This window comes from Leptospira ainlahdjerensis (assembly GCF_016919175.1).
GTDB classification, from domain to species: domain Bacteria; phylum Spirochaetota; class Leptospiria; order Leptospirales; family Leptospiraceae; genus Leptospira; species Leptospira ainlahdjerensis.
The window spans coordinates 1-22,500 of record NZ_JAFFPU010000044.1 but is presented as its reverse complement, the minus strand read 5'-3'; the positions used below and the strand labels follow the sequence as shown (position 1 = coordinate 22,500).

Sequence of the window (22,500 nt, the reverse complement as noted above, 5' to 3'; positions counted from 1 at the left end):
TACCTACTTATCCATCCGGGATCATAGGCTTCACCTATTGTTCCAAAGGTCCGGATCCTTACACTGTTGTTCCGGATCCCAAAAGAGTTCCACAAGGACTGAAATATTATTCCGCGGAAATGCATAAGGCGGCATTTGTGCTTCCTCAGTTTGCTCAGAAACATATCGTTCGTAAGTAAGATCATTTATCCGGGGAGGGGCAATGAATTTTCAAAGTAAATTCCTGACCCGGAGCCAATCTCTCAAATCCCTTCTCTGTGTCGGACTCGATCCCGACTATTGCAAACTTCCCGAAACGATCAAACGAGGTCCGGAACCCCTCGTTCATTTTTGTCGCGAGATCATCGATGCTACGGCGCCCTACGCGGTCGCATACAAACCGAACATCGCATTCTTCGAAGTTTTTGGTTCTTCCGGAATCAGGCAGTTCGAGAAGGTGATCGGTCATCTCAAGAGCAATTATCCTGAAATTCCTATCGTCGCCGATATCAAACGGGGAGACTTGGACAATACGGCTCGACAATATGCGCGTTATTACTTCGGGGATCTGCAAGTCGACAGTCTTACACTTTCTCCATACATGGGACTTGATTCCCTTCGTCCTTTTCTAGAATATCAGGATCATCTTGTGTTCTGGCTTTGTTTGACTTCGAATCCGGATTCTTCTCAATTTCAAAAAAAACGTTTTTCCGAAACCGGCCGGACTCTTTACGAAGAAGTGGCTTTCGTTGCCAACTCGATCTCTCCGATCAATCTTGGTTTTGTAATCGGCGCTACCAATCCGAACGAACTAGAAACTCTTCGGAAACAAAATCCGGATCGTATTTTCCTAATTCCGGGCTTTGGAGCGCAAGGCGCCAAACTCGAAGACTTACTTCCGGTCTGCGGAACCAATTCGCTTATCAATTCTTCTCGCGGAATTCACTTTGCCTCCAACGGTTTAGATTTTGCGAAGCGGGCGGGACTTGAAGCGGAGAAAATTCACAAGTCGATGCAGGCTTATTTCTCCGGTTTTTGATTCACATTCGAAATTCTTAAAATTCTAAAATTATACTTCGGATTTAAATGAATCGAAGGTATCATTCTTTTAAGAAGTTGATTCCGAGGTTGAAATTTTGCAAACCATGCCGATCAAAATACGAATTCTTTTTCTTTTCTGTTGCTGTTTTTGTTTGGATTTGAACCGGGCGGTATTCGCCGGGGAACCGGACGAAAGCAGAATAGAATGTCCGCCTCCGAATCGGCAAAAGTTGATCTTGGATTTGACTCTTACGTTCCAGGGAAGCAAAAACAAAATCCTCTCTACTCTTTTGGGTCAAGATAAAATCAGAACATTAGGAACGGAAACGGATTTCGAAAATTTCAAACAACTGAGGATCGAATTATCCGAATCCGAATTTCGGAAAGTTTTTTCAGGCTCGATGAAATACAAACTCGTGGAAAAAAGTTCCGGACCCGGTCAATACTGCCATAGATACATTCAAAATTATACGATTCCGACCCGTTATAAAAAATACATCCGAACGATGAAAATTCCGGATCCTCAATTGGAATAACCCGGAAATTTTTAGATCGAGTACGATCCAAGGAGAATCGCAGACGGAAACGACCTCCTTGTAAAAAAGATAGTATGCCAGTGTAAACTATCGTTCGGAAGAGGATACGTTTTCTACGGGTTCCTCTTTTTTTTCGGGTGGTGACGATTCTTCACCTCCTCCTCCAAAATGAAAACCTAAACCGACCATACCCGAATACTCGTTATATTGAAAGCGTAAGTCCCTCGCAAAATGTCTGTTAATTGAGGATCCCTCGGCTTCCGTAAAAATAAAAAAACGATCGAAGTTGATCTTAAATCCCAACCGGCCGAAGCCGCGATAAGACGCAAATTTATCGAACCCAGTGATTCCGGCTCCGATCGAAATATAAGGATCGAACGTTTTTCCGGGTCTCATGTGAAAGGTAGGACCGAAATCAAGAAATGTCAGCGAAAAATTGTCCTTCTCCCTCTGTAGATCTCCGGCCGTCATTAGAGTGTTGTATATCCTTTCGTTTGAAACATTTCCGTTTCGACCGATGTTTACATAGGCCAGATAAGGCAAGAGGATATAGTCCGTTTGTGATGAAACGTCGAGGGAAAATACTTTATGTGTGATCCCTAATTCAAAGCCGAAATAACGTGGGTTGTATTCAGCGGAAAATCGGTAGCCGTTTGTTCTTCCCCGATCTTCTTTGTAATGGGCGTCTTCCCCTTTGCCGATTCCTCCTCCGATCTTTAAGGACCAGGGAGTATATTGTGCATTTACTTCTTTCTCCGGTTCTCCTTCCGCAAAAACGGAAATGCCCGGGTATAAAGCAAAGGTCAATCCTATTAAAAAAATAGAATATTCTTTTCTCATCTATATCCACCTTATTGTTTTATGCGCCTAGGACCGTAAGATTTTTACAAAAAGTTTCAGCCGATCCTTCCTTTTCGAGTTTTACGATTGGCTTATGATAATTATACACTTCGAATGGCATTTTCCGAATAATAAAGGGAGTTGAGGAGCTTTATTATTGCATATTAAAAATTCTTAAATTGATAATTGTTAAGCGAAATGAGATAAAATTTTAATTCAGGAAAAACGAAGATGTCGGCGAGCAGGCTCTCTATTGTAAAAACGGAAAAGGGTTTAAGGTGTGTAGAAATCTGGAATATCCGAACGGAATCAAAGTCTATATTGAATCCGGGTTTCGCTTTCTTTAGTCTTTTGCTTCTACCGGTAAGATCAAAAAACGGAACAAAGAGTTCCAAATCGAAAGAGGAATCCGGCTTTTTTTGGAATGTACGATTCCGGTTCTATGGAAAGAATGGGAACAAAAGTCGAATCTAAGAAATCGGTCTTATGGAGTGAAATAGGAATCACAAATGTCAGAACCAAACCTTTGGGAAATGTTAACTAGACTCATTCCTTTGTACGGAGGGCCCGGGCTTGCTATCGTTTCTTTCGCGGCGGCTACGATTCTTCCCTTCAGTTCGGAAGCGGCTCTTGTTATAGCCGTCGTCTCCGGGCTTTCCGTCCAGGAAGCAATCCTCTGGGCCTCGATCGGAAATTGTTCGGCGTGTCTCGTTAACTACGGCTTGGGAATTTGGTTTCGTTCCGGGGTGGAAACCAAGATAGAAGATTCCAAACTTTATTCTTACATCGCCTTCAAAATGGAAACCTGGGGACATTTTGTCCTGGCGCTTTCGTTTTTACCAGTTGTTGGCGATCCTATTACAATTCTTTCCGGCTTTTTTAGACAAAGATTGTCCTTCTTTATTCCGATTGTTTTCACGCTTCGTATCGCTCGTTACATTATTCTTGCATATACCTTTGAGAACGTTTGATCCAAGGTCGCAAACAAAGAACGCTTGTATTTTTGTAGATTACAAGTGAAACAAAATTGAAATTTTTTTTGGAAAGTTTTTTTCGCATCGAATCGTATTCTTCCTGTCTATTATACACAAAGAAAGGACGGGTAGTTCTTGAAAAAGAATGTGAAAAAGAAAACCGAAGACTCGGTTTCTAAAAAGAAAATTTCTGGGAAAAAAATTTCTGCCCAGACCAGAACAAAAAACAGGAAAGAATCCTTAGCGATCATCGGGACCGGAATCGCAGGGATGGGTTGCGCCCATTTCTTACAAAATGAATACGATCTTACGATCTTTGAAAAAGGATCTTATATCGGAGGACATACGAATACGGTGGATGTGGACGAAAGCGGAACTAAAATTCCGATCGATACCGGATTTATCGTATTCAACCACGTCACGTATCCGAATCTCAAACGACTTTTTGAAGAATTGAACGTTCCGACCAAAAAGTCTTCGATGTCCTTCAGCGTACAACACGTTCCTCAAGGATTGGAGTTTTGTGGTTCCGGTATCAACGGACTCTTTGCACAGAGAAAGAATTTTTTTAACTTAAAATTTCTGAGACTTTTATATAACATCAATCGTTTCAATAAAGAAGCTCCGAAAATTTTAGAAAACTCAAAGTATATGGATTATACGTTGGACGAGTATATCGTCAAAGAAGGGTATCACCGCGACCTTTTGGATTATTATCTGATTCCTATGAGTTCCGCGGTCTGGTCCACTCCGGATGATCTAATGCTTCAATTTCCGATTTTTGGGTTGGTTCGTTTTTTTCTGAACCACGGTTTTATGGGATTGGATACACAACATCAGTGGTATACGGTCCACGGCGGATCTCGAGAATACGTAAAACGTCTAACGGCTCCGATAAAGGACCGCTTTCAACTGAATGCGGAAGTGCGTTCCGTTGAAAATGTAGGAAATAAGGTTCGGGTCACGTTAAAAAGCGGAAAGTCGAAAGTTTTTGATAAAGTGATTCTTGCAACACACGCGGATACATCTCTCAAACTTTTGAAAAATCCTACGTCGCTTCAAAAAGAACTTCTAAAAGAATTCAAATACCAGAAGAATATTGCAACTCTCCACACGGACGATGGATCCATGCCGAAGACAAAACTCTCTTGGTCTTCGTGGAATTATCGTATCGAGGAGAAAAACGGACAGATCAGACCGTTTACCGTTTATTGGATGAATTCTCTGCAAGGCGTCTCTAAAAAGAAGAATTATTACGTTTCCATCAACGATCCCGGAACTCTCGATAGAAAGAAGATTATTCAGGAAATTGAATATGATCATCCGTTGTTCAGTGTAGGATCTCTGAAGGCGCAACAGAGGCTGCCCGATCTCAATCGCGAAGGGAATGTGTTTTTTTGTGGAAGCTACTTTAGGAACGGGTTTCACGAGGACGCATTTTGGTCCGCGAGAGAATTGAGCGAGACCGTCCTGGGCAAAAAGGTCTGGGATTGAACTCCTGCATCTTTCAGGCAAAGGTCCTGCACGACCGCCGATATCCTCGAAAAAACCGTTTCAGCTACGGGATATTTACGTTTGCTTTGGATTTGGACGAATTACAGACGCTCGATAAAAAACTTCGTCTCTTCGGTGTGGATCATCGATCATTCTTTCGGTTTTCCGGAGCGGATCATTTAAACTTCGGCCAAAATGGAACGAAGGAGAATATATTAGAATATTTGAAACAAAACGGAGTTGCCGAAAAAATTCAGAAAGCGATCTTGATCACGAACGTTAGGGTTCTGGGTTATGTTTTCAATCCGGTATCGTTTTACTATTTCTACGGAGCGAATGAAGAACCTCTCTGCGCCGTCGCCGAAGTGGGCAATACATTCGGGGAACAAAAACCTTTTTTTCTGGGAAAGGAAACTTGGAAAGACGGGGCCTTCCGCTTAAGGACCGGAAAATTTTTCTACGTTTCCCCCTTTATGGGCTTAAAATCGGAATTCGAATTTACTTTAAAACCATCGCTTGAAACTCTCAACATCCGCATCGACGCTCTTGAAGACGAAAAGACGGTGATGGTGACGACCTACACCGGAAGTAGATTAGAATTATCTGATGCGAATTTATTAAGAATGTTTTTCCGTTATCCGCTCGTGACAGTCAAAGTAATTGTTTTGATCCACTGGCAGGCGCTGAGATTATATCTCAAGGGTTTGCCTTATATTAAAAAAGAAGAAAATATAGATTTGCAAAAAGGAGTCCATCTTGGAAAGAACCACTGAGTCCAATGTAAAATTTCAGGATTCGGAAATGACAATTACGACCGCTGAATCCAACTCGTTCGGATTTTATAAAAATCTTTTTTTTAGAGCCTTGTCGCCGATGCAAAAAGGTTCGATCCGTTTGGTATTACCGAACGGAGAAAAAGCGTATCTCGGAAATCCGGAAAGCGAAGATCCTCCGGAATTTCATAAGGGAATCATTCACATTCACAATCCGATCTTTTTTAAAAAGACGGTTTTGAACGGAGATCTCGGTTTTTCCGAATCCTATATGGACGGAGATTGGGATACGGATGATATCAGGGCGGTTATCTCGTGGTTTATCTATAACGTAGAAAATTCTCCTTCCGTGAGCGGAAGTAAGAATCGGTTTGCACACTTGAGCTTGATGAATCTCGGAAGTAGGCTCTTACATCTTTTTAGAAAGAATTCGATTCGAGGGAGTAAAAAGAACATCGTAGAACACTATGATCTAGGCAACGACTTCTATAATAAATTCTTAGACTCGACGATGACTTATTCTTGCGCTTACTTCCGGACAATGGATGAAACCCTGGAAGAGGCTCAACTCGCAAAACTGGAGATTCTTTGCAAAAAACTTCAGCTAAAGCCCACCGATCATCTTTTGGAGATCGGAACGGGATGGGCAGGCTTGTCCACCTATGCCGCGAAGAATTACGGATGTAAGGTGACGACGTATACGATTTCCGAAGAACAATATCGTTATGCGACTGAGAAAATCAAGGCAGAAGGTTTATCCGACCAAATCGAAGTAAGAAAGGACGATTACCGAAAGGTTCAAGGTTCTTACGATAAAATGGTAACGGTTGAGATGTTGGAAGCGGTAGGGCACGAATACTTCGAAGAATTCTTTGCGATGTGCAATCGTGTTCTGAAAAAAGACGGGATCATGGTCCATCAGATCATTACGAGTCCGGATGCACGATATGAATCCTTCCGTAAAGGTGTGGATTTTATACAGAAACATATCTTTCCGGGTTCGCTTCTTCCATCCATCGCAAGAATCAATCAAGCGGTTAACAGAAGCGGAGACTTTCATCTCTATTCGCTAGAAGACATCGGGATCAAATACGACCACACTTTGATGACTTGGCTGAAAGGATTTGATTCCAATATCGCTCTGATCCGAGATATGGGATTTAACGAATCCTTTATTCGGAAATGGAGATATTATTTTTCGTATTGTGCAGCCGCGTTCTCTATGAAAAACATCAGTGTGGTTCAAGTCGTTTATACAAGACCGAATAATCTCACTCTTTGAAAAATCGATTTCAACGAGAGAATTAAAAGGAAATGGTAAGAATATCGTGAAAGAAACACATTCTCACCAACCCAAAAAATCGGTTTTTCATTTTCTAAGACACTTTGCGCCTAAGAATGTTTTGGAAATTATCAAGAGGGAACTCAAATCCGGAATCACACCGGAGAAGATAACCTTGAGTATCGTAGTCGGCGCGGGATTCGGAGTTTTTCCTTTGATTGGAACGACGATGACGATCTGCGGAATTTTAGGAATTCTTCTTCGATTGAATCCGGTTACGATTCAATTAGCGAATTATCTCGTATATCCCTTGCAGATCCTTTTGATCTTTCCGTTTTTAAAAACAGGCTCCGATGTTTTGGGGATACCTTTGAATCTTACATGGGCTGAAAATATTTCGGTAGATAATGTTTCGGAAATCGCCAAGGGAATCTTCGACGTCGCGGGTTTTGCGGTGTTAGGTTGGCTTGTTTGGGTGCCGGCGATTTCGATTCTTCTCTATTTTGTTTTTTTACCTTTTGTGAGAAAGTCCGGAAAGATGTTCGATTCGAAGAAGAAAGAAAAATAAATCAGGAAGTATTAAATTATGCTCTTGCAAATTTTAACCCTCGTATCAGCCGCTTGGGCGATTGTGTTTGTTTTGATGACGATTCTTTGGTGGTTCGGAAAACGCGCTAACAACTACGCAATCGTGGACGTCGGTTGGGGGCTTTGTATATCCACAGCCGCGATCGTTTACTACTGGTTAGGCGACGGATTTCCTATGAGAACCGCTCAGATCACCGCGATCGTTGCGTTTTGGGGTTGGAGACTTTCTTTGTTTATTTTAGTGACTCGAGTATTTTCCGGTCACGAGGACCCGCGTTATACGGCCTTTCGAGCTGAATACGGAGATCAAGTCGATAGAAAGTTTTTTACAAACATCTTTCAGTTTCAGGGTATTCTCGCCGTACTTTTGAGTCTTCCTTTTGTATTTCCGAATATCAATGAAAACCCGAATACGAATTATTTCGAAATTTTCGGAATAGCGCTCTTTATCTTTTCGGTGTTAGGCGAGGCGTGGGCCGACTTCCAGTTAAACGAATTTAAGAAGAATCCTGAGAATAAGGGTAAGGTTTGCGATGTGGGATTGTGGAAATATTCAAGACATCCGAATTATTTCTTTGAATGGTTGATCTGGGTGGGCTTTGGATTATTCTCTCTCGGTTCTCCATTCGGGTGGATCGGTTTGATTTCACCGATCGTAATGTTTATTCTTCTCACAAAAGTGACAGGGGTTCCTTTGAATGAAGTGGGTCAACTGAAGTCCAAGGGCGATTTGTACAAAGAATACAGTAGAAAGACGAACGCATTCTTTCCTTGGTTTCCAAAGCCTTAGATGTTGGGAATTTCGGAATAAAAATTATTTCCTTCTTTTGGAAACCGGCTCTTTGAGTTTAAAAACACATTCTAAATATTGAATCTATCAAAATAAAAGGAAATTCTTTCATGAAATGGATTTACGACCTAATGGAAAAGGATATTTTTCCGCATTGGCTGATTCGGTTTCGAATTCGTCAATTGTTGAAACAACGTTTGAAAGATGAAGACAAGGGTTCTCTTGAAAAGAATCAGAAACATCTGATGGAATACGTGAACTCGTTAAAAAAATCTCCGATCGCAATTCATACGGGTGCGGCGAACGAACAACACTACGAAGTTCCTTCCGAGTTTTTCAAACTCGTGATGGGAAAACACATGAAGTACAGTTCGGGCTTTTGGGAAACAGAGAATACTTCATTTGACGAATCCGAAAGGAAGATGCTCGAGATCACCTGCGAAAGGGCTCAAATTGAAAACGGGATGAGTGTTCTGGATCTCGGATGCGGCTGGGGATCCTTATCTCTTTATATGGCGGAGAAGTTTCCTAAATCTTCGATTACGGGTGTTTCCAATTCTAAGAGTCAGAAAAAGTTTATCGATGGAGAAGCTAAAAAAAGGGGACTCAAAAATCTTACGATTCTCACTGCGGATATGAACGAGTTTAAGATCGCAAAAAAATTCGATCGTCTTGTCTCGGTCGAAATGCTGGAACACATGAAGAACTATGAAAGGCTTTTCGAAAAATTTTCCGCATTCTTAAAACCGAAAGGGCTTTTCTTCGTGCATATCTTTACCCATCATAAATTTGCTTATGCGTTTGATGTTATAGACGATACGGATTGGATGTCCAAATATTTCTTTACCGGCGGGCAAATGCCTTCTCACGATTTATTTTTGTATTTCCAGAAAGACTTTCAGATTCAAAATCAATGGGTCGTAAACGGTAAACATTATGCAAAAACCTCCGAAGCCTGGTTGGAGGGAATGGTTCGTAACAAAGACGAGGTGATGAAAATTCTTTCTGTGACCTACGGCCCCGAGCAAGCGGTAAAGTGGTTCGTCTATTGGAAGGTTTTTTTTATGGCCTGCGCCGAACTCTGGAAATATCGAAACGGAGAAGAATGGATCGTGTCGCATTATCTTTTTTCAAAACGTTAGGCGAAACGGATAGGGGAGAGGAGTTCCACATCGGACACAAAGTGCAACTCTGAAAGAGCCACCCGCTTAAAACTGATTTTCCGATGAATCGTAGTTCTTTCTATACTGTGAGAACTCTTTAAGAGGTGTCCCTTCCTCAAAAAACCGGAAGCGGATTTACGGTTCTGTTTTGAATCAAAACGCTGCCAGAGTCTATTTTGGTAGGAATTCCTACATGAGAATTTTTTCTTGCAAAAAATTTGATTTTGTGATAGAGGAAAGTCTCCGGAATTTTTCCACCACCCTCCCCGCCACCCGAAAATCGGGTGGGGCGCGCGACTTTTACGGAAGGGCGTCGGAGTTCCGACGACCGAGTCTTACTCATTTGTAAAAAAGGATATTGTAGAAAAGAGCCGGCCAGTAAAAGTAAAGTCGATCCCTTCCATTACTCTTTCTTAGTAGTTTAATTTGAGAATCTTGATCTCTTTTTCTTCGAAACGGATCGTTTCTTTGAGAGTTTGAAATTTCTCCGCTGAAAAAGGATTTTGATGATTTCGAATTTCGGTCTTCAACTTTAAAATTTCCTCGTAAAGATTCAAAATTTCTAAAGTGTTTTCCGTAGCTTCCTTTTTGTAAAGATCGCGTACCATGGAGATGAGTCGGGAAGGAATGTCTGCATGAACCACTTCGATCCAACTCAGGTCTTCGATTTCCCGAAAGATCCAGTTTTGGAGATAAAGAGCTACCAATCTCTCCATTCTCATAATTTCTTCTTTGGTACTTCTGGGCGAAATACTTTTATAAAAACGATATCTCTTTCGAAGATGTTTTCCGGTGGTGATCGAGTCGATCGGATTGGCCTTGAGTTTGTTCCATTCTTCCACGAGAAGAGGGAAATATTCTTTTCCGAAGAAGGGTTCACCCATCTCGCAGACATGAGTCGCTGAAGGCTCGAACATACGAAGTCTTGCTAAGAAGGAATCGGTGTCTGCGGTGACTAAATGTACGGGCGCGATTTCTTCGAGAGGACTTAGGATCGCGTTGATCTCTCGAAGGAACGTGCTCTTTAACTGATCGCTCGGATCCGCCAAAAGAAAAAAATTAAAATCGGACGAATCCCGGAAATCTCCCCTTTGTCTGGATCCGTAATACAGGATCTCAAACGGCTTTAGGGAAAAAACGGTTTGCAGATTTTGTTTGATCGACTCCATCTTCCCTCTCTACTCAAAAAATAATTTCATTCTCGAAAGATTTTCTAGGATCGCGTCGTATGCCCTGTCTCTTTCTTCCGGATTTCGAAACGGCAGGGATTTGATATGATTGAGATCATTGTAAATGATCTCAATCGCGTTCGAAGAGGGATTTTTTTTGATCGTGGATATATAATCCAGGTTGATAATTTCGGAATCTCCCAGCTTCAGCCACATGTCAGATCCTTGCAAGGGATAGAATATGGACCTGTACAGAATTGGTCAAGAAGACTAAAAAATTCTGAGACCTTTACGGATATTTTCATGAAATTCTTTTCCAAGCCCTCCGGGAGAATCGCCGTTTTCGTTTTTTAGGTCCGTTTCAAAGACAAAAACAAAGGATTCCTTCTGCCATTCCCAGCGGATGTAACAATTTCCGTTATGGATCCCCGTCAAGACGCTGGCTCTCGAATCATTCGGCATCGAGAAATATTGATACTGTTTATTTTGAAGAGAACTCATTTCTTCCGAAGACAAAAGATGCTTAAAATCAATCTGATTGTCTTCCGTATAGGAAGAAACCCTGATCAATTCGTATTTGCTCTGAGAAGATTGGATCCGGAATTCGTAAAACAAACCCCTCGCAAAAAGTCTTCCCGAATTAAGGAGTGTGACTCCCTCGGACGTTTCGTAGACCACGTCGTAATTCAGTCTTAGATAACGCGGAGTTTCCGTCGAAGTCACGGCCCCCTTACTTTCGGGCGTTTTACAGGCCGCTAAAAAGTCGAGTCCGAAAAACAAGAGGAAAAAAAAACAAAGAAGAATCCTTTGAGTAACCCCTCTGCAAGCGGACGGTTTCCAGCCGGAGCTACAAAAAGAATTCCGAATATTAGTAACTGATTTCATAAAGATCATCCTGATAATTCCGAAAGACATAGGAATGTTCCTTCTTTTCGGCAAGATACTCCGAAGACAAAGGAATCTTACCTCCGCCTCCGGTAAGATCGACGACGTAAAGAGGAACAGAGAGTCCGGAAATTCTTCCTCGAATCTGTTTCATAATTTCGACTCCCTTTTCGATTTCCACTCGAAAACCGCCGCTTCCCCAAACCTCATCGCACTGATGGAGGTAGTAGGGTTTGATTCCGATCGCGGTCAAACCGTAAAAGAGTTCTTTCAAAGTTTCGGGAGAATCATTGATTCCTTTTAAAAGTACACCTTGATTGAGAACCATCACGTTTCCTTCTTGGATGAGAAGTGCGATTCTTTCCTTCACGAGAGGAGTGATTTCTTTCGGATGATTGAAGTGTGTGACGAGATAAACCGGGAAGTGTTTTTTGAAAACCCTACAAAGGGAAGAATCGATTCGCATCGGAAGAGTTACCGGATAACGGCTGTGAATTCTCACCTGATTGATATGAGAAATGGATTTGAGCTCCCCAAGAAGATAATCCAATCGATCGTCGGAGAGATTGAGCGGATCCCCACCGGAAAGAATCACTTCTTTGATTTCCGAATGCGCTCTAAAATATGCGAGGGCCTGATCCCATTCTTCCTTTCCCGGTGTGTGGAGGGATTTGCTTACCTTTCTTTTCCGGGTGCAGAATCTACAATAGACGGCACAGACATGGGAAAGATACCAGAGCGCTCGATCCGGATAACGATGTGTGACACCTTTGACCGGCATATAAGATTCTTCCGCGAGCGGATCCTGTTTTTCAAAACCGTTTCGAATGAGTTCTTCTTCCCGTGGAACGATCTGAAGTCGAATCGGGCAATTCGGGTCCCGGGGATCGGCGAGATCCAGATAATAAGGAGTTACGGAGAATTCGAAAAATGTCGAACAGGCATCAAAGGAGAGTTTTTCTTTTTGCGAAAGTTCGATTTTACTAGAAAGTTCTTCTTGTGTTTTGATTCGATTTTGAATCTGCCATTTCCAATTTAGCCGCTCTGGCTGGTTTGTGGTTTGGTTTTGGAAGGATGAGGTTTGGGTAAAAGGAAAAGTCGACAGTGGAATCACTCCGTTGTTCTTCTGAAATCCTCGAATCTTCTCTTCTTCCGTCAACCAAGAACTGAAATCCAATCTTCCTAAAAAAAGCCGGAAGGAGGACTTTCGAAACCTGCTTTCCGGCCATCGTTTTATATTGCATCTCCGGTTTTAGGACATTCTCATGTTTTAGGAGATTCAGGACAAGAATGAGAATAATTCCAAAAAGGAGATTCTGTGTGCGTCCGAGGAAGGAGTTTCTCTTTGCCCAAAGAAACAACGGCCTCAAAACGGGAAGACTTACTCCCTAATACAGAATTGAATGTTCCTTTAAACAGCCGTCGGTGGAGGCAGAGAGAGATAACGAAACGAGAGAGAAACTCTACCGGAGATGATTTCGATTTTTGGGACGGTTTGGTTGGGTAAGAATTTACCGGAGAAACAATCCAGTCTGAGAAAGTCGACTCGGCCTTTGTCGTCGTCACCGAATGAAATTCCTTTTGTGAATGGATTGGAAACTTGAGTGATGTTTCTGGATTGCGCCTTGGTTCTTACAAGGGGTTTATAAGATTCTAATTTACTCTCTGCAAAACCGTCCGCAAGAAAACATCCTGCGACGATCAGTGCAACGATTCCGAGTAAAATACGGCGACCCATAACAGTATTAGATCCCGAGAATGTTGAAAATCAATCCTTTTCCTTTCAAAAAAACTCGGGATTCTTTGCTTTTATCCTATTTTTTTACTTCGACTTCTACCGTTGGAAGAGATCCGCGGAGATATCCGCTTTTCAAAATCGCCTTCTGCCCGTCTTCACTCGTAACATATGTTATAAAATCATCGATCTTTTGTCCATGATCGGAAAGATAGAATAGATACAATCCTCTCGATAACTCATAGGTTCTGTTGTAAACGTTTTCGATACTCGGAACCACATACGGTTCCTTTCCGGATAAGGAATATTCTAAAGCACGAACTCTTCCTTTGTTTTCGAAAAGAGCGCTTCCCATTCCCATAAACCCGATCGCGTTCGGATTGGAATCGATGAAGGCCGCCATTGTGTCGTTATCGGATACAATTTTGGAAGAATCCGCATATTTTACATCCGTACGAGCCTCGTATTTTTTCAGTCCAAGATCTTTTTGTTTTAAGACATGAGTTTCAAAATAGGCCGCGGTTCCAGACTTGTCGTTTCGAACGACGACTTGGATTTTTCCGGCCTTGCCGCCGAGCTTAGACCAATCGGTAATTTCTCCTGAGAACACTTTCGAAGCCGTTTCCAGGCTGATCTTACGAACCGTGTTCGATGGATTTACGATGATTGCGATTCCGTCGTAAGCGACCGCGAGAGATTCAAATTTTCCTCTCGAGTCGAATTCTTTGAGTTCTTTTTCCGTAAGGGGTCGGCTCGCAGCGGCGATGTCCGTCTTTCTTTGGAATAACTTTTCGATTCCTTCTATTGAACCGCCGCCGTTAACGATTACTTGTGTTCCGGATCTTTTTCTGGAATATTCCAATCCGATCATCTGAAGCATCACGTGCATGGTTTCGGAACCGGTCACCGTGATCGTTTCTTTCGGCTTACAATTCCCGGTAAACGCGGCCGTTAGGATGATTGCGACTAGGAGGAGAGATTTCAATTTCATACGTCTGATTTATGTTCCTACTTGAGTTCCCCGGGAGCGTGTTTTTGATCTCAAAAAAGTCTATTACAATTCGAACCTGAATTATTACAAATTACCACATTGTTTTAGGATGCGTCCGATCGTTCAACGAACTCTGTAGACTGGCCTCAAGACTCAAATCTTGCCCTTGAAGGACGGGTTGCTTTGATTGCACTTTATAGACGGCTCCCGAGGAGTCGCGTTGTATAACCTTACTCACAAGTTGCGGGGGATACAACAAGAATCGTTGTTAGAAAAGGGTTTTGTAAGAGTTCCTACAAGGGAGTTTTTTCTTGCGAAAAGTTTGATTTTGTGATAGAGGAAAGTCCGCCGTGGTCTTTTCCGCCCCCTCCCCACCACCCGAAATTCGGGCGGGGCGCGCGACTTTTACGGGAGGGCGTCGTAGTTCCGACAGTTTCTTCTTGAGATCCTTCAGGCAACTTCAGGTAAGGTTATGGGCGCTCATTCTTTGCTTCTCTAAGAGCCAAACGCGAAACTCAACCCAACCTCGCTCCCAAGATCGGTCGGGAATGCACTGCGATTTGGCTACTACGCTCCCTTATCGGATCGCGTTGTCACGGGCTTCTTTTTCTTGACAGGGGGCCTGTTTCAAAACCAATAGAAGGTGCGCAATTTATTCTTAGGAAAATCCATGACTCTTGGTATCACAGAAGTAAAAAAAGGTATGGTTCTCAAAGTGGAAGGGGATCTCTACTCGGTTGTAAAAACCGAATTCGTAAACCCGGGTAAAGGTTCCGCTTTTATCAGAACAAAACTGAAGAATCTCACCAGAAACAGTTCCATCGAACGGACCTTCAAAGCGGCAGAAAAGTTAGAAAGTGTCGAGTTAGAAAAAAGAAATATGACCATCTGCTACACCGAAGGAGATGATATCATCTTCATGGACTCAAACGACTTCGAACAAATGCCGGTGTCTAAAGAATATGTGGAAGACATTCTTCCCTTCTTAAAAGAAGAAACCGCGATGGAAGTTACTTTCTACGAAGGAAAACCGATCGGAGTCATTCCTCCGAACTTTGCCATCTTAGAGGTTACTTATGCGGAAGAAGGTCTAAAAGGCGACACTTCCGGAACCGCGCAAAAACGCGTCACCGTCGAAACCGGCGGAGAAATCAACGTTCCTATTTTCGTTAAGCAGGGCGACGTCGTAAAAATAGACCTGCGAGATCTCACTTACGTAGAAAGGGTCAATAAATAAAATCTGCGGAGTATCTACTATGGCAACGATAGTAAGACAAAACGGTCTTCCTGAAATCAAGGAGACAAACGAAGTAAAATCCTTTCTCAAAGAAAGAGGAATCGATTACGATCATTGGAAAGTGCCGGAAGATGCGGCCGAACTTACGAACAAAGAAGTTTTGGCGGACGCTGAGAAGGAAAGTCTCTTAGGTAAACTCGACGATCGTTTTCAAACCTTAAAAGAAAAAGAAGGATACCAATCCCGAGATCTGATTGTACTTCATCCGAACGTCTCCGGTTTGAGCGAGATGCTCGCAAAGTTTGATAGAGTTCACTATCATACGGACGAAGAGGTTCGATATATCGTGGACGGTTCAGGAGTTTTCGGTTTTGCTCTCAAAGGCGAAAAATTCTTAGTTCACGTTGTGAAAGACGATTTTATTTCCGTTCCGAGAAACACCAATCACTGGTTCTATCTTGACGATCAAAAAAGAATCAAGGCAGTGCGTTACTTCCAAGACATGAGCGGTTGGGTTCCGAACTACGTCGAAGAAACCAATTCCTTGGACTGATATGTCCGTCAAAAAACAACTGGAACGGCTCTCATCCTTGGGAGCCGCTTATCACAAAAACGGATGGATGCCCGGAACCGCCGGCAATCTCTCTGTTCGTTTCCCGGGAGAATCCGGATTCTGGGTCAGCGGAAGCGGACTCGACAAAAACCTATTAAACAAACGTAATTTTCTTTTTGTAGATTTGGAATCGGGAAAACCCGCGTCTTCTAAGGGAGCAAAACCCGAAAAGGGACTCAAACCCAGTGCGGAAACTTCGATTCACCGCGCGGTTTATAGAGCCGTAGAAGGCGCCGGCTGCGGGCTTCACGTTCACACCTTGGAATCCAATCTGATCGGAGCCAATACTTCCAAAGCGGAACCGATCGCTCTTCTGGAACTTCCCTCCATCGAAATCTTAAAAGCTTACGGGATCTGGGATGAGAATCCGAAAGTTTATGTTCCTGTAATATACAATTTTCCGAATGTTCAGGACATTTCCGATTGTTTGGAAAGATATCTGAAAGAATACAAGCCCGTCGTTCCGTTTTGTATCATCGAAAAACACGGGATTACGGTTTGGGGAAAGGATCTGATCGTCGCCAATCGAAATCTGGAAGCCACCGATTTTATTCTAAAATATATGGTTTCTTGGAAGAGTTTATCTTATCCAAGAGAAACAAAAGCGGTTCGCCAAGAACAATCCTCCGCCGATCGTGATCGGGCCGAAGTTTTTTCCACGGAGTTTCCGGTATATCCGGCAACTTTTTCGTAAGGGAAAAAGTTTTGTCTTCCTCTAAGGAAATTTCACCCATTTTAGTCGCGGGAGCCGGCTCGGGAATCGGAAAATCCGTATTAGAAAATTTGAATACGCTCGGTCAGAACGCGATCGGGATCTCCAGAGCCGGAATCGAACGTGAGTCCGAATCCCCGTTCGAATTTGGAAAGAATTATCACTGTAACCTTTCCAGAACTTCGGAAGTTCCCGGATTTGTGTCTTCCTTGCAGAGACAATTTCCTATTTTATCGGGGGTCTATTTTACCTTTGGGAGCGGCCTCTTTAAACCGGTGGGACAAATTACATTAGAAGAATGGAATGCTCATTTCGTTCTCAACGTGAATTCTCTCTTTGTTCTAACGAAGGAAATTCTTCCTTTATTAAAACCCGGAGCTTTTCTTTGTTATCTTTCCTCTACCGCGGGTTATCAAGGCTTTCCGGAATCGACCGCGTATTGTGCGAGTAGGCACGCGATCGCTGGTTTTGCCAAAGCGCTTCGAGAAGAATTAAAACCGAAAGGGATTCGTGTGATTACGGTTTATCCGGGCGCGGTTTACACGGATATCTGGAAGGGAAGAGAAGGTTTTGATCAGGATGATATGATCCCTGTTGACGACTTTGGAAAGTGGTTAGCGACTCTTTCCACGCTTCCCGACGCTGTTTATCCGGATGAAATTCGGCTTCTCCCTCGAAAGGGAATTTTATAGTTCGATGTCGCTTAACAAAAAAATCTAAGAATGTCGATAGGGAAGTCGAACGGTGAACACCGTCTTTCCCGGTTGTGATTCGAATCCTATTTTTCCGTTGTGTTTTTCCACGATCTTCTGACAGATATCCAGCCCTAGGCCGCTTCCTTCTCCCGGGGGTTTGGTAGTAAAGAAAGGATCGAAAATTTTATCCCTTAAAGAATCCGGAATTCCCGGACCCGAATCTTCCACTTTGATGACCGCATAACCGTTTTCTCGAAGACCTACAATATTCAATTTTCCTGAATAGTTCATCGCTTGGACCGCGTTCATGATGAGGTTGGTCCAGAGATGAAGAAGGTCGTCCCGATAGATCGGAACCGGGGGAAGTTCTTCGAATTCTACTGAAAGATCCACTCCGTGACGGAATAGGTTCTGATAAAGCGCAAGGACGATTTCTATGTTTTCTCTAATATTCGATTCTTCTAAAATACTATTGCTTTCGAAATGCGCGAGGCTTTTGAGGGCGTAAAGAATTTTGGACGATCTTTCGACCGCGGTTTGGATCGTGTGGGAATTTCTTTCAGGTCCTAAAAGATCGGTGATCAATTCTAAAATCGAGATAACTTCGGGGTGTTTGAGAATATCCGAAAATTCCTCTTCCCTTCCATAGATTCCGCATTCGATCGCGATTTCGCAGAGGTCGTTTGAAGGTTGGAGGATTCCGATTCTTTCAAGATTCTTTCCGATTTCCTTAACTCGTTTTCTTCTTTCCAAACCGAGTACAAGATCGGAATTGGCTCCTGCAAAGTGAATCAAGGAGGAAATTAGGTCTCGAATTCTTTGAGGGAGTCTGTTTAAGAGTTGGAAGTAGTCTTTCGATTTTTCCCGAAAAGATTTCGTATAATGTTGTATGTTTTGATTGGAAGCTTGAATGGCGCCTAACGGATTGTTGATTTCGTGGGCGATTCCGGAGACAAGTTGTCCTAAGTCCGCGAGTTTTGCGGCTTGAACAAGTTGAGCCTGGGTTTTTGTAAGAGTATCGATGATTTCTTCGAGTTCTTTTTTTTGATCTTCGATCAACTGATTCTTTTTTGTGATTTCGGAATACGCGGATCGTAGATTTGCGATTTCATTCTCCGCGTTGTAAACGTCCGTGAGATCCGCTCCGGCTGAAATGATATAATTTGTCCTTCCGTTTTTATCTTTGATTTCCCTGTTCTCCCATTGGATGAGTTTTCTTTCCTTGTATTTTCCGATCCACTGTTCTTGGGTCTTGGGAAGAAACTTTCCTCGAACCATTCTTAGATAAATCTTTCTGATCTGATCCTTTTTGTGAGCTTCGGCAAAAATATCCCAGAAGGGATACCCTCGGACTTCTTCGGAGCGATATCCGAATGCGTTTTCGCAGGCCTTATTGAATCGAAGGATTTTTCCTTCCCTATCCAGCGCCACAAAAAGAACTCGGGTCGAATCCAGAATCATATTCAAGAAATTTTTTTCTTCGATCGCTCTTTCTTCGCCTAACTTTCTTTCAGTGATATTTCTTAAGGTAAGAATCCAGAAGTCGCTCCGATCGGATTGGGCTGAAAAGTTTCTAAGAGTGACTTCGTAATATCTCAATTCTCCGTTTACAAAGAGGCGTAAATCCGGAATCGAATCGATCTTTTCGCCCTTAAATCTTTGGATGAGGTGATCCAGGTCCGGATAAACCTCTTTGAGGGTTACTTCGGCCGTGTCGAGGCGATTTAGAAACAACTTTACAGCCTCTTTATTGTAGTCTAGAATTACATTATTGTTGTCTAATATTAGAATTCCATCTTGAATTAGATTGAAAACTTTGTCTCTTGCCACCGGAATCAGATCCATCATCCGAAAGTAAAAGAGTCCGTAAGCCCAAATCAGAGCGGCGATGGAGCCGGTGATTGGGAAAACGTCAAGATGAGGATTGAGAAAAGGGAAAAGACCGGCAACGGTCATCAGAGCCCCCAGGAATGGAAAAAGGATTCCGATCAAAAGCAAAAACATTTGAACTTTACGGAAACCCTTGAGCGTTACGAACCTCCAGACGAGAAGGACGACGATTAGAAATTGGGCAGAAAGATAATAGGCTACAAAAACCCGCATCCAAGGGCCGTAGTCATATACAAGAGCCTTCCATGAAAAATCCGTAAGAAAACGGACATCGTTTCGGATCCATTCAGGATGAACACCGGACCATATTAGAAATTCGTTACAGATGGGGAAAATGAATAGAAAAATCACCAAAGGAAATTTATAGACAAACGTGAGGGAAGTAACCCTGGGAATAAAAAATGAAATCGCGATTACGATGATATCGTTTCCGATAAACTGAAAGTCGTCCCAGAATAGGATCCATCGTTCGTTTCTGCAAAGGATTTCAAAAAAGCTTCCGAAGGAGTAAATCGAAAATCCAAGAAGTACAAATAGGAATTCTTTGCTTCCCTGTATTCTCAGATTCTTATAAGTGATGTAAAGATTGAAAATGAAGATGAAAAAGGAAAGTGCGGAATAGAACGCAAAGGGAGACCAGCTAAGATTCATTGTTTCGTGCAGAGGGGGAAAATTCATAAGGCTCTATTTGAAACGGAGCGCCAGGATCAAACTCCCGTCTGCCGCCGTTCTTAGCCTAAGAGATATTCATCCGACTGGAAAGTAGAAAAACGAGTTCGTATTAAAAATCGGAATTTTTTATCTTATTACGGGATTCTTCCGTCCAATCCAAAAATCCTTTTGCGGTCGTAATTCCAAAATCAAGAGTGATCAAACTCAGAGTTTTGTTTGTTTTGGGGTTTTCCATCTCAGTCACGAATTTCCGAATATTCTCGTAAATGTCCATCAGACGAAGGACTTCTTCCTTGGTATCCTCTAGATGTTTGATCAAAACTTCTTTTTTAACGTGATTTCCGAAAAAAAGTTTTAAAAGAAGTTCGTTCCGATATGGAGTTTTTTCGATCGGCTTTTCGATCCAGTCTTTGAGTTCTTTTTTTCCCTTGGGCGTTATCTTGTAGATCGTTGTTTCGGATCCGCTTCCTTTTTTTTCTTTCGAGGATTTTAGACAGGCTTCTTTTTCGAGTTGTTTGAGGATCGGGTATATTTGTCCGAAGCTTTCCTGCCAAAAAAAACCGATACTCTGTTCTATCGTTTTTTTGATCTCATAGGCGTTCATAGGCGCTTCTCCGAGAATTCCCAAGAGCGCATAACGTGTTTTATTGATTCTGGCCATTTAGAAAGATAACTCCGAAAAAAAGGAAGGATTTTGATGGAGTCGATCGAGAATGGAGCAGTGATTTGGAGAGCCTTTGAAAAACTTCATCTCAGTATTATAAAAATAAAACCCGGAGTAAAAAAACAGTTCTGTATCTGTTAGATACTATCTGGAAGATAGATCAAGCAAAATTTGTTTAGTTACAATACCGTATGAAAAGAAGAGCAAATTCTCAGCACGCGAGTAATATCGCGAAAAAGGATTTTTATCTTTTTTTACCGGCTTCTCGGAAAATCTGGATCATCTTGAGGCCGTCCGTGAGATGAGCGACGGCGCTGATACCGCCCATCATCGCCCCGCTCATCCCGGGAGAAGCAGCATCGGCTCCTGTAAGAAATAAATTTTTTATGGGAGTCACGGGAGAAAACCAGGGAGCTTCTTTTTCGCGGAAACGATCCGGAACGCAAGGAAGTCCGTAGATGGTTCCTCTTTTGTGAAGAGTAAAGTGTTCCGTGGTAAGAGGAGTCGAAACTTCACTGTATTCTACGTTTGCCTGAAAACCCGGGAAATGTTCTTCGAGATAATCCAAAAGCCGGTCTCGTATGGAATCTTTTAACTGCATATAATCTTCGTCTCTTTCTTTCCAAGGTTGGTCCTTCCATTTTGCGAAAGGTCCGTAGTCGCTGAATGCTATTACCTCCGCTGTATGTCCGTGTGAGTGCGGATCCTTGAGCGACGGAAACGAAAGATATACGCCCGGAATCTTGTTGTCGCCTTCAATCCAGTGAAAACCTTCTTTGAAATTTTGATCGTGATCGAAGGAGCTGTAGATCCAATAATTCTCACCTAAAAATCCCATCTCGCGGGGATCGTTCTTCAAACCGAGATATAAGGTCACGTTTGCGGTCAAAGGAAAACGATCGGTAAAGGATTTGAGTTTATCTAAGAATGGAATCTGATATCGGGAAGGAATGAGTTTCGTATAAGTGTTGTAAGCTCCCGCGTTGGAAACGATGACGTCTGCCGTATATTCTTCAATGATGTCTTGTTTGGCTTCTTCGGATTTTTTTCGATTCTTAACTCGAACGCCGACGGCCTTTCCGTCTTGGATGAGAATTTCCTGAACTTCACGGGAAAGAAGAATTCTTCCTCCCTTTTCTTGGATGATCTTTTGTATCGATTGCGAGATCACTCCGGAGCCTCCGATCGGATAATAACCCCCTTTGAGATAGTGCGCGACAATCAACGCATGAATCGCAAACGCGCTGAGAGAAGGTGGAAGTCCGTAATCTCCCCATTGTGAAACCAAAATGGCTTTCAGTTTGGGGGATTTAAAATTCTTATCCATGTATTCTTTGGTGGTGATCAATGCGGAGTCCGCGCCGATCAGATCGATCGCGTGTCCGAATTTATCTAAGAATGGGGGAAGAGCTTTGAGCATCATGTGTCTTCCGTGCCAGCCGGCAACTTTCTGAACGTCTTCAAAATAATGTCCGATGGCTTTCGATTCTTCGGGGAATAAAGACATTAGATCTTTCTTATATTTTTCGGGATCGCTATTCTCTCCGAAGGTGATTCCCGGATAGACAAACTTTTCGAAGATCTGAGGCATTTTAAACCATTGGATTTCCTTTCTTGTGATGAGGTCGAAAATCTTTCGAAGCATGGAATTCTCATCCATATCTCCTATGTAATGGATTCCCACGTCCCAGAGAAATTTCCCCTCTCGTTTGAAAACGTGGGTGAATCCTCCCGCCTTAAAATGTTGTTCGAGGATCAGAACTTTCTTATCCCGATA

Annotated in this window: 24 protein-coding genes (1 of these 24 only partly in view); 14 read left to right on the top strand and 10 right to left on the bottom strand. The window is 42.6% G+C overall.

Translation table 11 applies throughout. The features are described from left to right. From speE to JWG45_RS22210, 3 genes are all read left to right on the top strand, one after another. Positions 1-179, top strand: partial view of a polyamine aminopropyltransferase gene (gene speE, locus JWG45_RS12560; RefSeq protein ID WP_205280036.1) — the final stretch only. Its footprint begins 664 nt before the window's first position; 179 of the gene's 843 nt are visible here — the last part of the coding sequence; its start codon lies beyond the left edge, outside the window; the stop codon is at positions 177-179. A gap of 23 nt (positions 180-202) precedes the next feature. Beyond that, a complete protein-coding gene (pyrF, locus tag JWG45_RS12555) occupies positions 203-1,018 on the top strand; it encodes an orotidine-5'-phosphate decarboxylase (RefSeq protein WP_205280035.1) in 816 nt (271 codons plus the stop codon). Positions 1,019-1,124: 106 nt separating this feature from the next. Further along, positions 1,125-1,556, top strand: a complete 432-nt coding sequence (locus JWG45_RS22210) for a hypothetical protein (protein WP_232380669.1) — start codon at positions 1,125-1,127, stop codon at positions 1,554-1,556. 87 nt (positions 1,557-1,643) lie between these two features. On the opposite strand, the gene JWG45_RS12545 is transcribed toward JWG45_RS22210, so the two are convergent. Next, positions 1,644-2,396, bottom strand: coding sequence for a hypothetical protein (locus tag JWG45_RS12545; protein WP_205280239.1), 753 nt, complete (start codon positions 2,394-2,396; stop codon positions 1,644-1,646). A gap of 509 nt (positions 2,397-2,905) precedes the next feature. On the opposite strand from JWG45_RS12545, the gene JWG45_RS12540 reads away from it, so the two are divergent. The 7 genes from JWG45_RS12540 to JWG45_RS12510 all read left to right on the top strand — a co-directional run bounded on the left by JWG45_RS12540 (position 2,906) and on the right by JWG45_RS12510 (position 9,439). Beyond that, the gene (locus JWG45_RS12540) at positions 2,906-3,367 is read left to right on the top strand and encodes a YqaA family protein (RefSeq protein WP_205280034.1); all 462 of its coding nucleotides are present in this window, start codon (positions 2,906-2,908) and stop codon (positions 3,365-3,367) included. Positions 3,368-3,505: 138 nt separating this feature from the next. After that, positions 3,506-4,864 (top strand): NAD(P)/FAD-dependent oxidoreductase, encoded by a 1,359-nt coding sequence (locus JWG45_RS12535; RefSeq protein ID WP_269750287.1) that lies wholly within the window; start codon positions 3,506-3,508, stop codon positions 4,862-4,864. Continuing rightward, positions 4,861-5,637 carry a DUF1365 domain-containing protein gene (locus JWG45_RS12530; RefSeq protein WP_205280033.1) on the top strand — a complete coding sequence of 259 codons (777 nt, stop codon included), beginning with the start codon at positions 4,861-4,863 and terminating at the stop codon, positions 5,635-5,637. Before JWG45_RS12535 ends, JWG45_RS12530 begins: the two co-directional genes overlap by 4 nt. Beyond that, positions 5,621-6,919: an SAM-dependent methyltransferase gene (locus tag JWG45_RS12525; RefSeq protein ID WP_205280032.1), complete on the top strand. Its 1,299-nt coding sequence runs from the start codon at positions 5,621-5,623 to the stop codon at positions 6,917-6,919. Before JWG45_RS12530 ends, JWG45_RS12525 begins: the two co-directional genes overlap by 17 nt. A gap of 46 nt (positions 6,920-6,965) precedes the next feature. Next, positions 6,966-7,487, top strand: a complete 522-nt coding sequence (locus tag JWG45_RS12520; RefSeq protein ID WP_205280031.1) for a DUF2062 domain-containing protein — start codon at positions 6,966-6,968, stop codon at positions 7,485-7,487. 18 nt (positions 7,488-7,505) lie between these two features. After that, entirely contained in the window at positions 7,506-8,297 is a 792-nt protein-coding gene (locus JWG45_RS12515; RefSeq protein ID WP_205280030.1) for a DUF1295 domain-containing protein, read from the top strand. Between the two features lie 110 nt (positions 8,298-8,407). Next, on the top strand, positions 8,408-9,439 hold the full coding sequence (locus JWG45_RS12510) for an SAM-dependent methyltransferase (RefSeq protein ID WP_205280029.1): 1,032 nt from the start codon (positions 8,408-8,410) through the stop codon (positions 9,437-9,439). Positions 9,440-9,873: 434 nt separating this feature from the next. On the opposite strand, the gene JWG45_RS12505 is transcribed toward JWG45_RS12510, so the two are convergent. The 6 genes from JWG45_RS12505 to JWG45_RS12480 all read right to left on the bottom strand — a co-directional run bounded on the left by JWG45_RS12505 (position 9,874) and on the right by JWG45_RS12480 (position 14,240). Continuing rightward, positions 9,874-10,629 (bottom strand): hypothetical protein, encoded by a 756-nt coding sequence (locus JWG45_RS12505; RefSeq protein ID WP_205280028.1) that lies wholly within the window; start codon positions 10,627-10,629, stop codon positions 9,874-9,876. Between the two features lie 9 nt (positions 10,630-10,638). Then, positions 10,639-10,845: a hypothetical protein gene (locus JWG45_RS12500; RefSeq protein WP_100786149.1), complete on the bottom strand. Its 207-nt coding sequence runs from the start codon at positions 10,843-10,845 to the stop codon at positions 10,639-10,641. 54 nt (positions 10,846-10,899) lie between these two features. Next, entirely contained in the window at positions 10,900-11,514 is a 615-nt protein-coding gene (locus JWG45_RS12495) for a hypothetical protein (protein WP_232380668.1), read from the bottom strand. Then, positions 11,498-12,619: a KamA family radical SAM protein gene (locus tag JWG45_RS12490; protein ID WP_205280215.1), complete on the bottom strand. Its 1,122-nt coding sequence runs from the start codon at positions 12,617-12,619 to the stop codon at positions 11,498-11,500. Before JWG45_RS12490 ends, JWG45_RS12495 begins: the two co-directional genes overlap by 17 nt. Positions 12,620-12,925: 306 nt before the next feature. Beyond that, on the bottom strand, positions 12,926-13,252 hold the full coding sequence (locus tag JWG45_RS12485; RefSeq protein WP_205280027.1) for a hypothetical protein: 327 nt from the start codon (positions 13,250-13,252) through the stop codon (positions 12,926-12,928). A 76-nt stretch (positions 13,253-13,328) separates the two neighbouring features. Continuing rightward, complete coding sequence (locus JWG45_RS12480) at positions 13,329-14,240, bottom strand: phosphate ABC transporter substrate-binding protein (protein WP_205280026.1); 912 nt, start codon at positions 14,238-14,240, stop codon at positions 13,329-13,331. Between the two features lie 670 nt (positions 14,241-14,910). Here JWG45_RS12480 and efp point away from each other — a divergent pair. From efp to JWG45_RS12460, 4 genes are read left to right on the top strand one after another with little or no spacing between them, the layout of a single operon-like run. Beyond that, entirely contained in the window at positions 14,911-15,477 is a 567-nt protein-coding gene (efp, locus tag JWG45_RS12475; protein WP_069609782.1) for an elongation factor P, read from the top strand. A 19-nt stretch (positions 15,478-15,496) separates the two neighbouring features. After that, positions 15,497-16,030 carry a 1,2-dihydroxy-3-keto-5-methylthiopentene dioxygenase gene (locus JWG45_RS12470; RefSeq protein ID WP_205280025.1) on the top strand — a complete coding sequence of 178 codons (534 nt, stop codon included), beginning with the start codon at positions 15,497-15,499 and terminating at the stop codon, positions 16,028-16,030. Between the two features lies 1 nt (position 16,031). Beyond that, positions 16,032-16,784, top strand: coding sequence for a methylthioribulose 1-phosphate dehydratase (gene mtnB / locus JWG45_RS12465; protein ID WP_205280024.1), 753 nt, complete (start codon positions 16,032-16,034; stop codon positions 16,782-16,784). An 11-nt stretch (positions 16,785-16,795) separates the two neighbouring features. Next, the gene (locus JWG45_RS12460) at positions 16,796-17,494 is read left to right on the top strand and encodes an SDR family NAD(P)-dependent oxidoreductase (RefSeq protein WP_205280023.1); all 699 of its coding nucleotides are present in this window, start codon (positions 16,796-16,798) and stop codon (positions 17,492-17,494) included. A gap of 24 nt (positions 17,495-17,518) precedes the next feature. Here JWG45_RS12460 and JWG45_RS12455 read toward each other — a convergent pair whose 3' ends face one another. The 3 genes from JWG45_RS12455 to JWG45_RS12445 form a co-directional block, all read right to left on the bottom strand. Further along, positions 17,519-20,038 carry a histidine kinase N-terminal 7TM domain-containing protein gene (locus tag JWG45_RS12455; protein WP_205280022.1) on the bottom strand — a complete coding sequence of 840 codons (2,520 nt, stop codon included), beginning with the start codon at positions 20,036-20,038 and terminating at the stop codon, positions 17,519-17,521. A 130-nt stretch (positions 20,039-20,168) separates the two neighbouring features. After that, positions 20,169-20,720: a PadR family transcriptional regulator gene (locus JWG45_RS12450; RefSeq protein WP_205280021.1), complete on the bottom strand. Its 552-nt coding sequence runs from the start codon at positions 20,718-20,720 to the stop codon at positions 20,169-20,171. 247 nt (positions 20,721-20,967) lie between these two features. Further along, on the bottom strand, positions 20,968-22,500 hold a 1,533-nt coding region (locus JWG45_RS12445; protein WP_205280020.1), incomplete at its 5' end, for a phytoene desaturase family protein.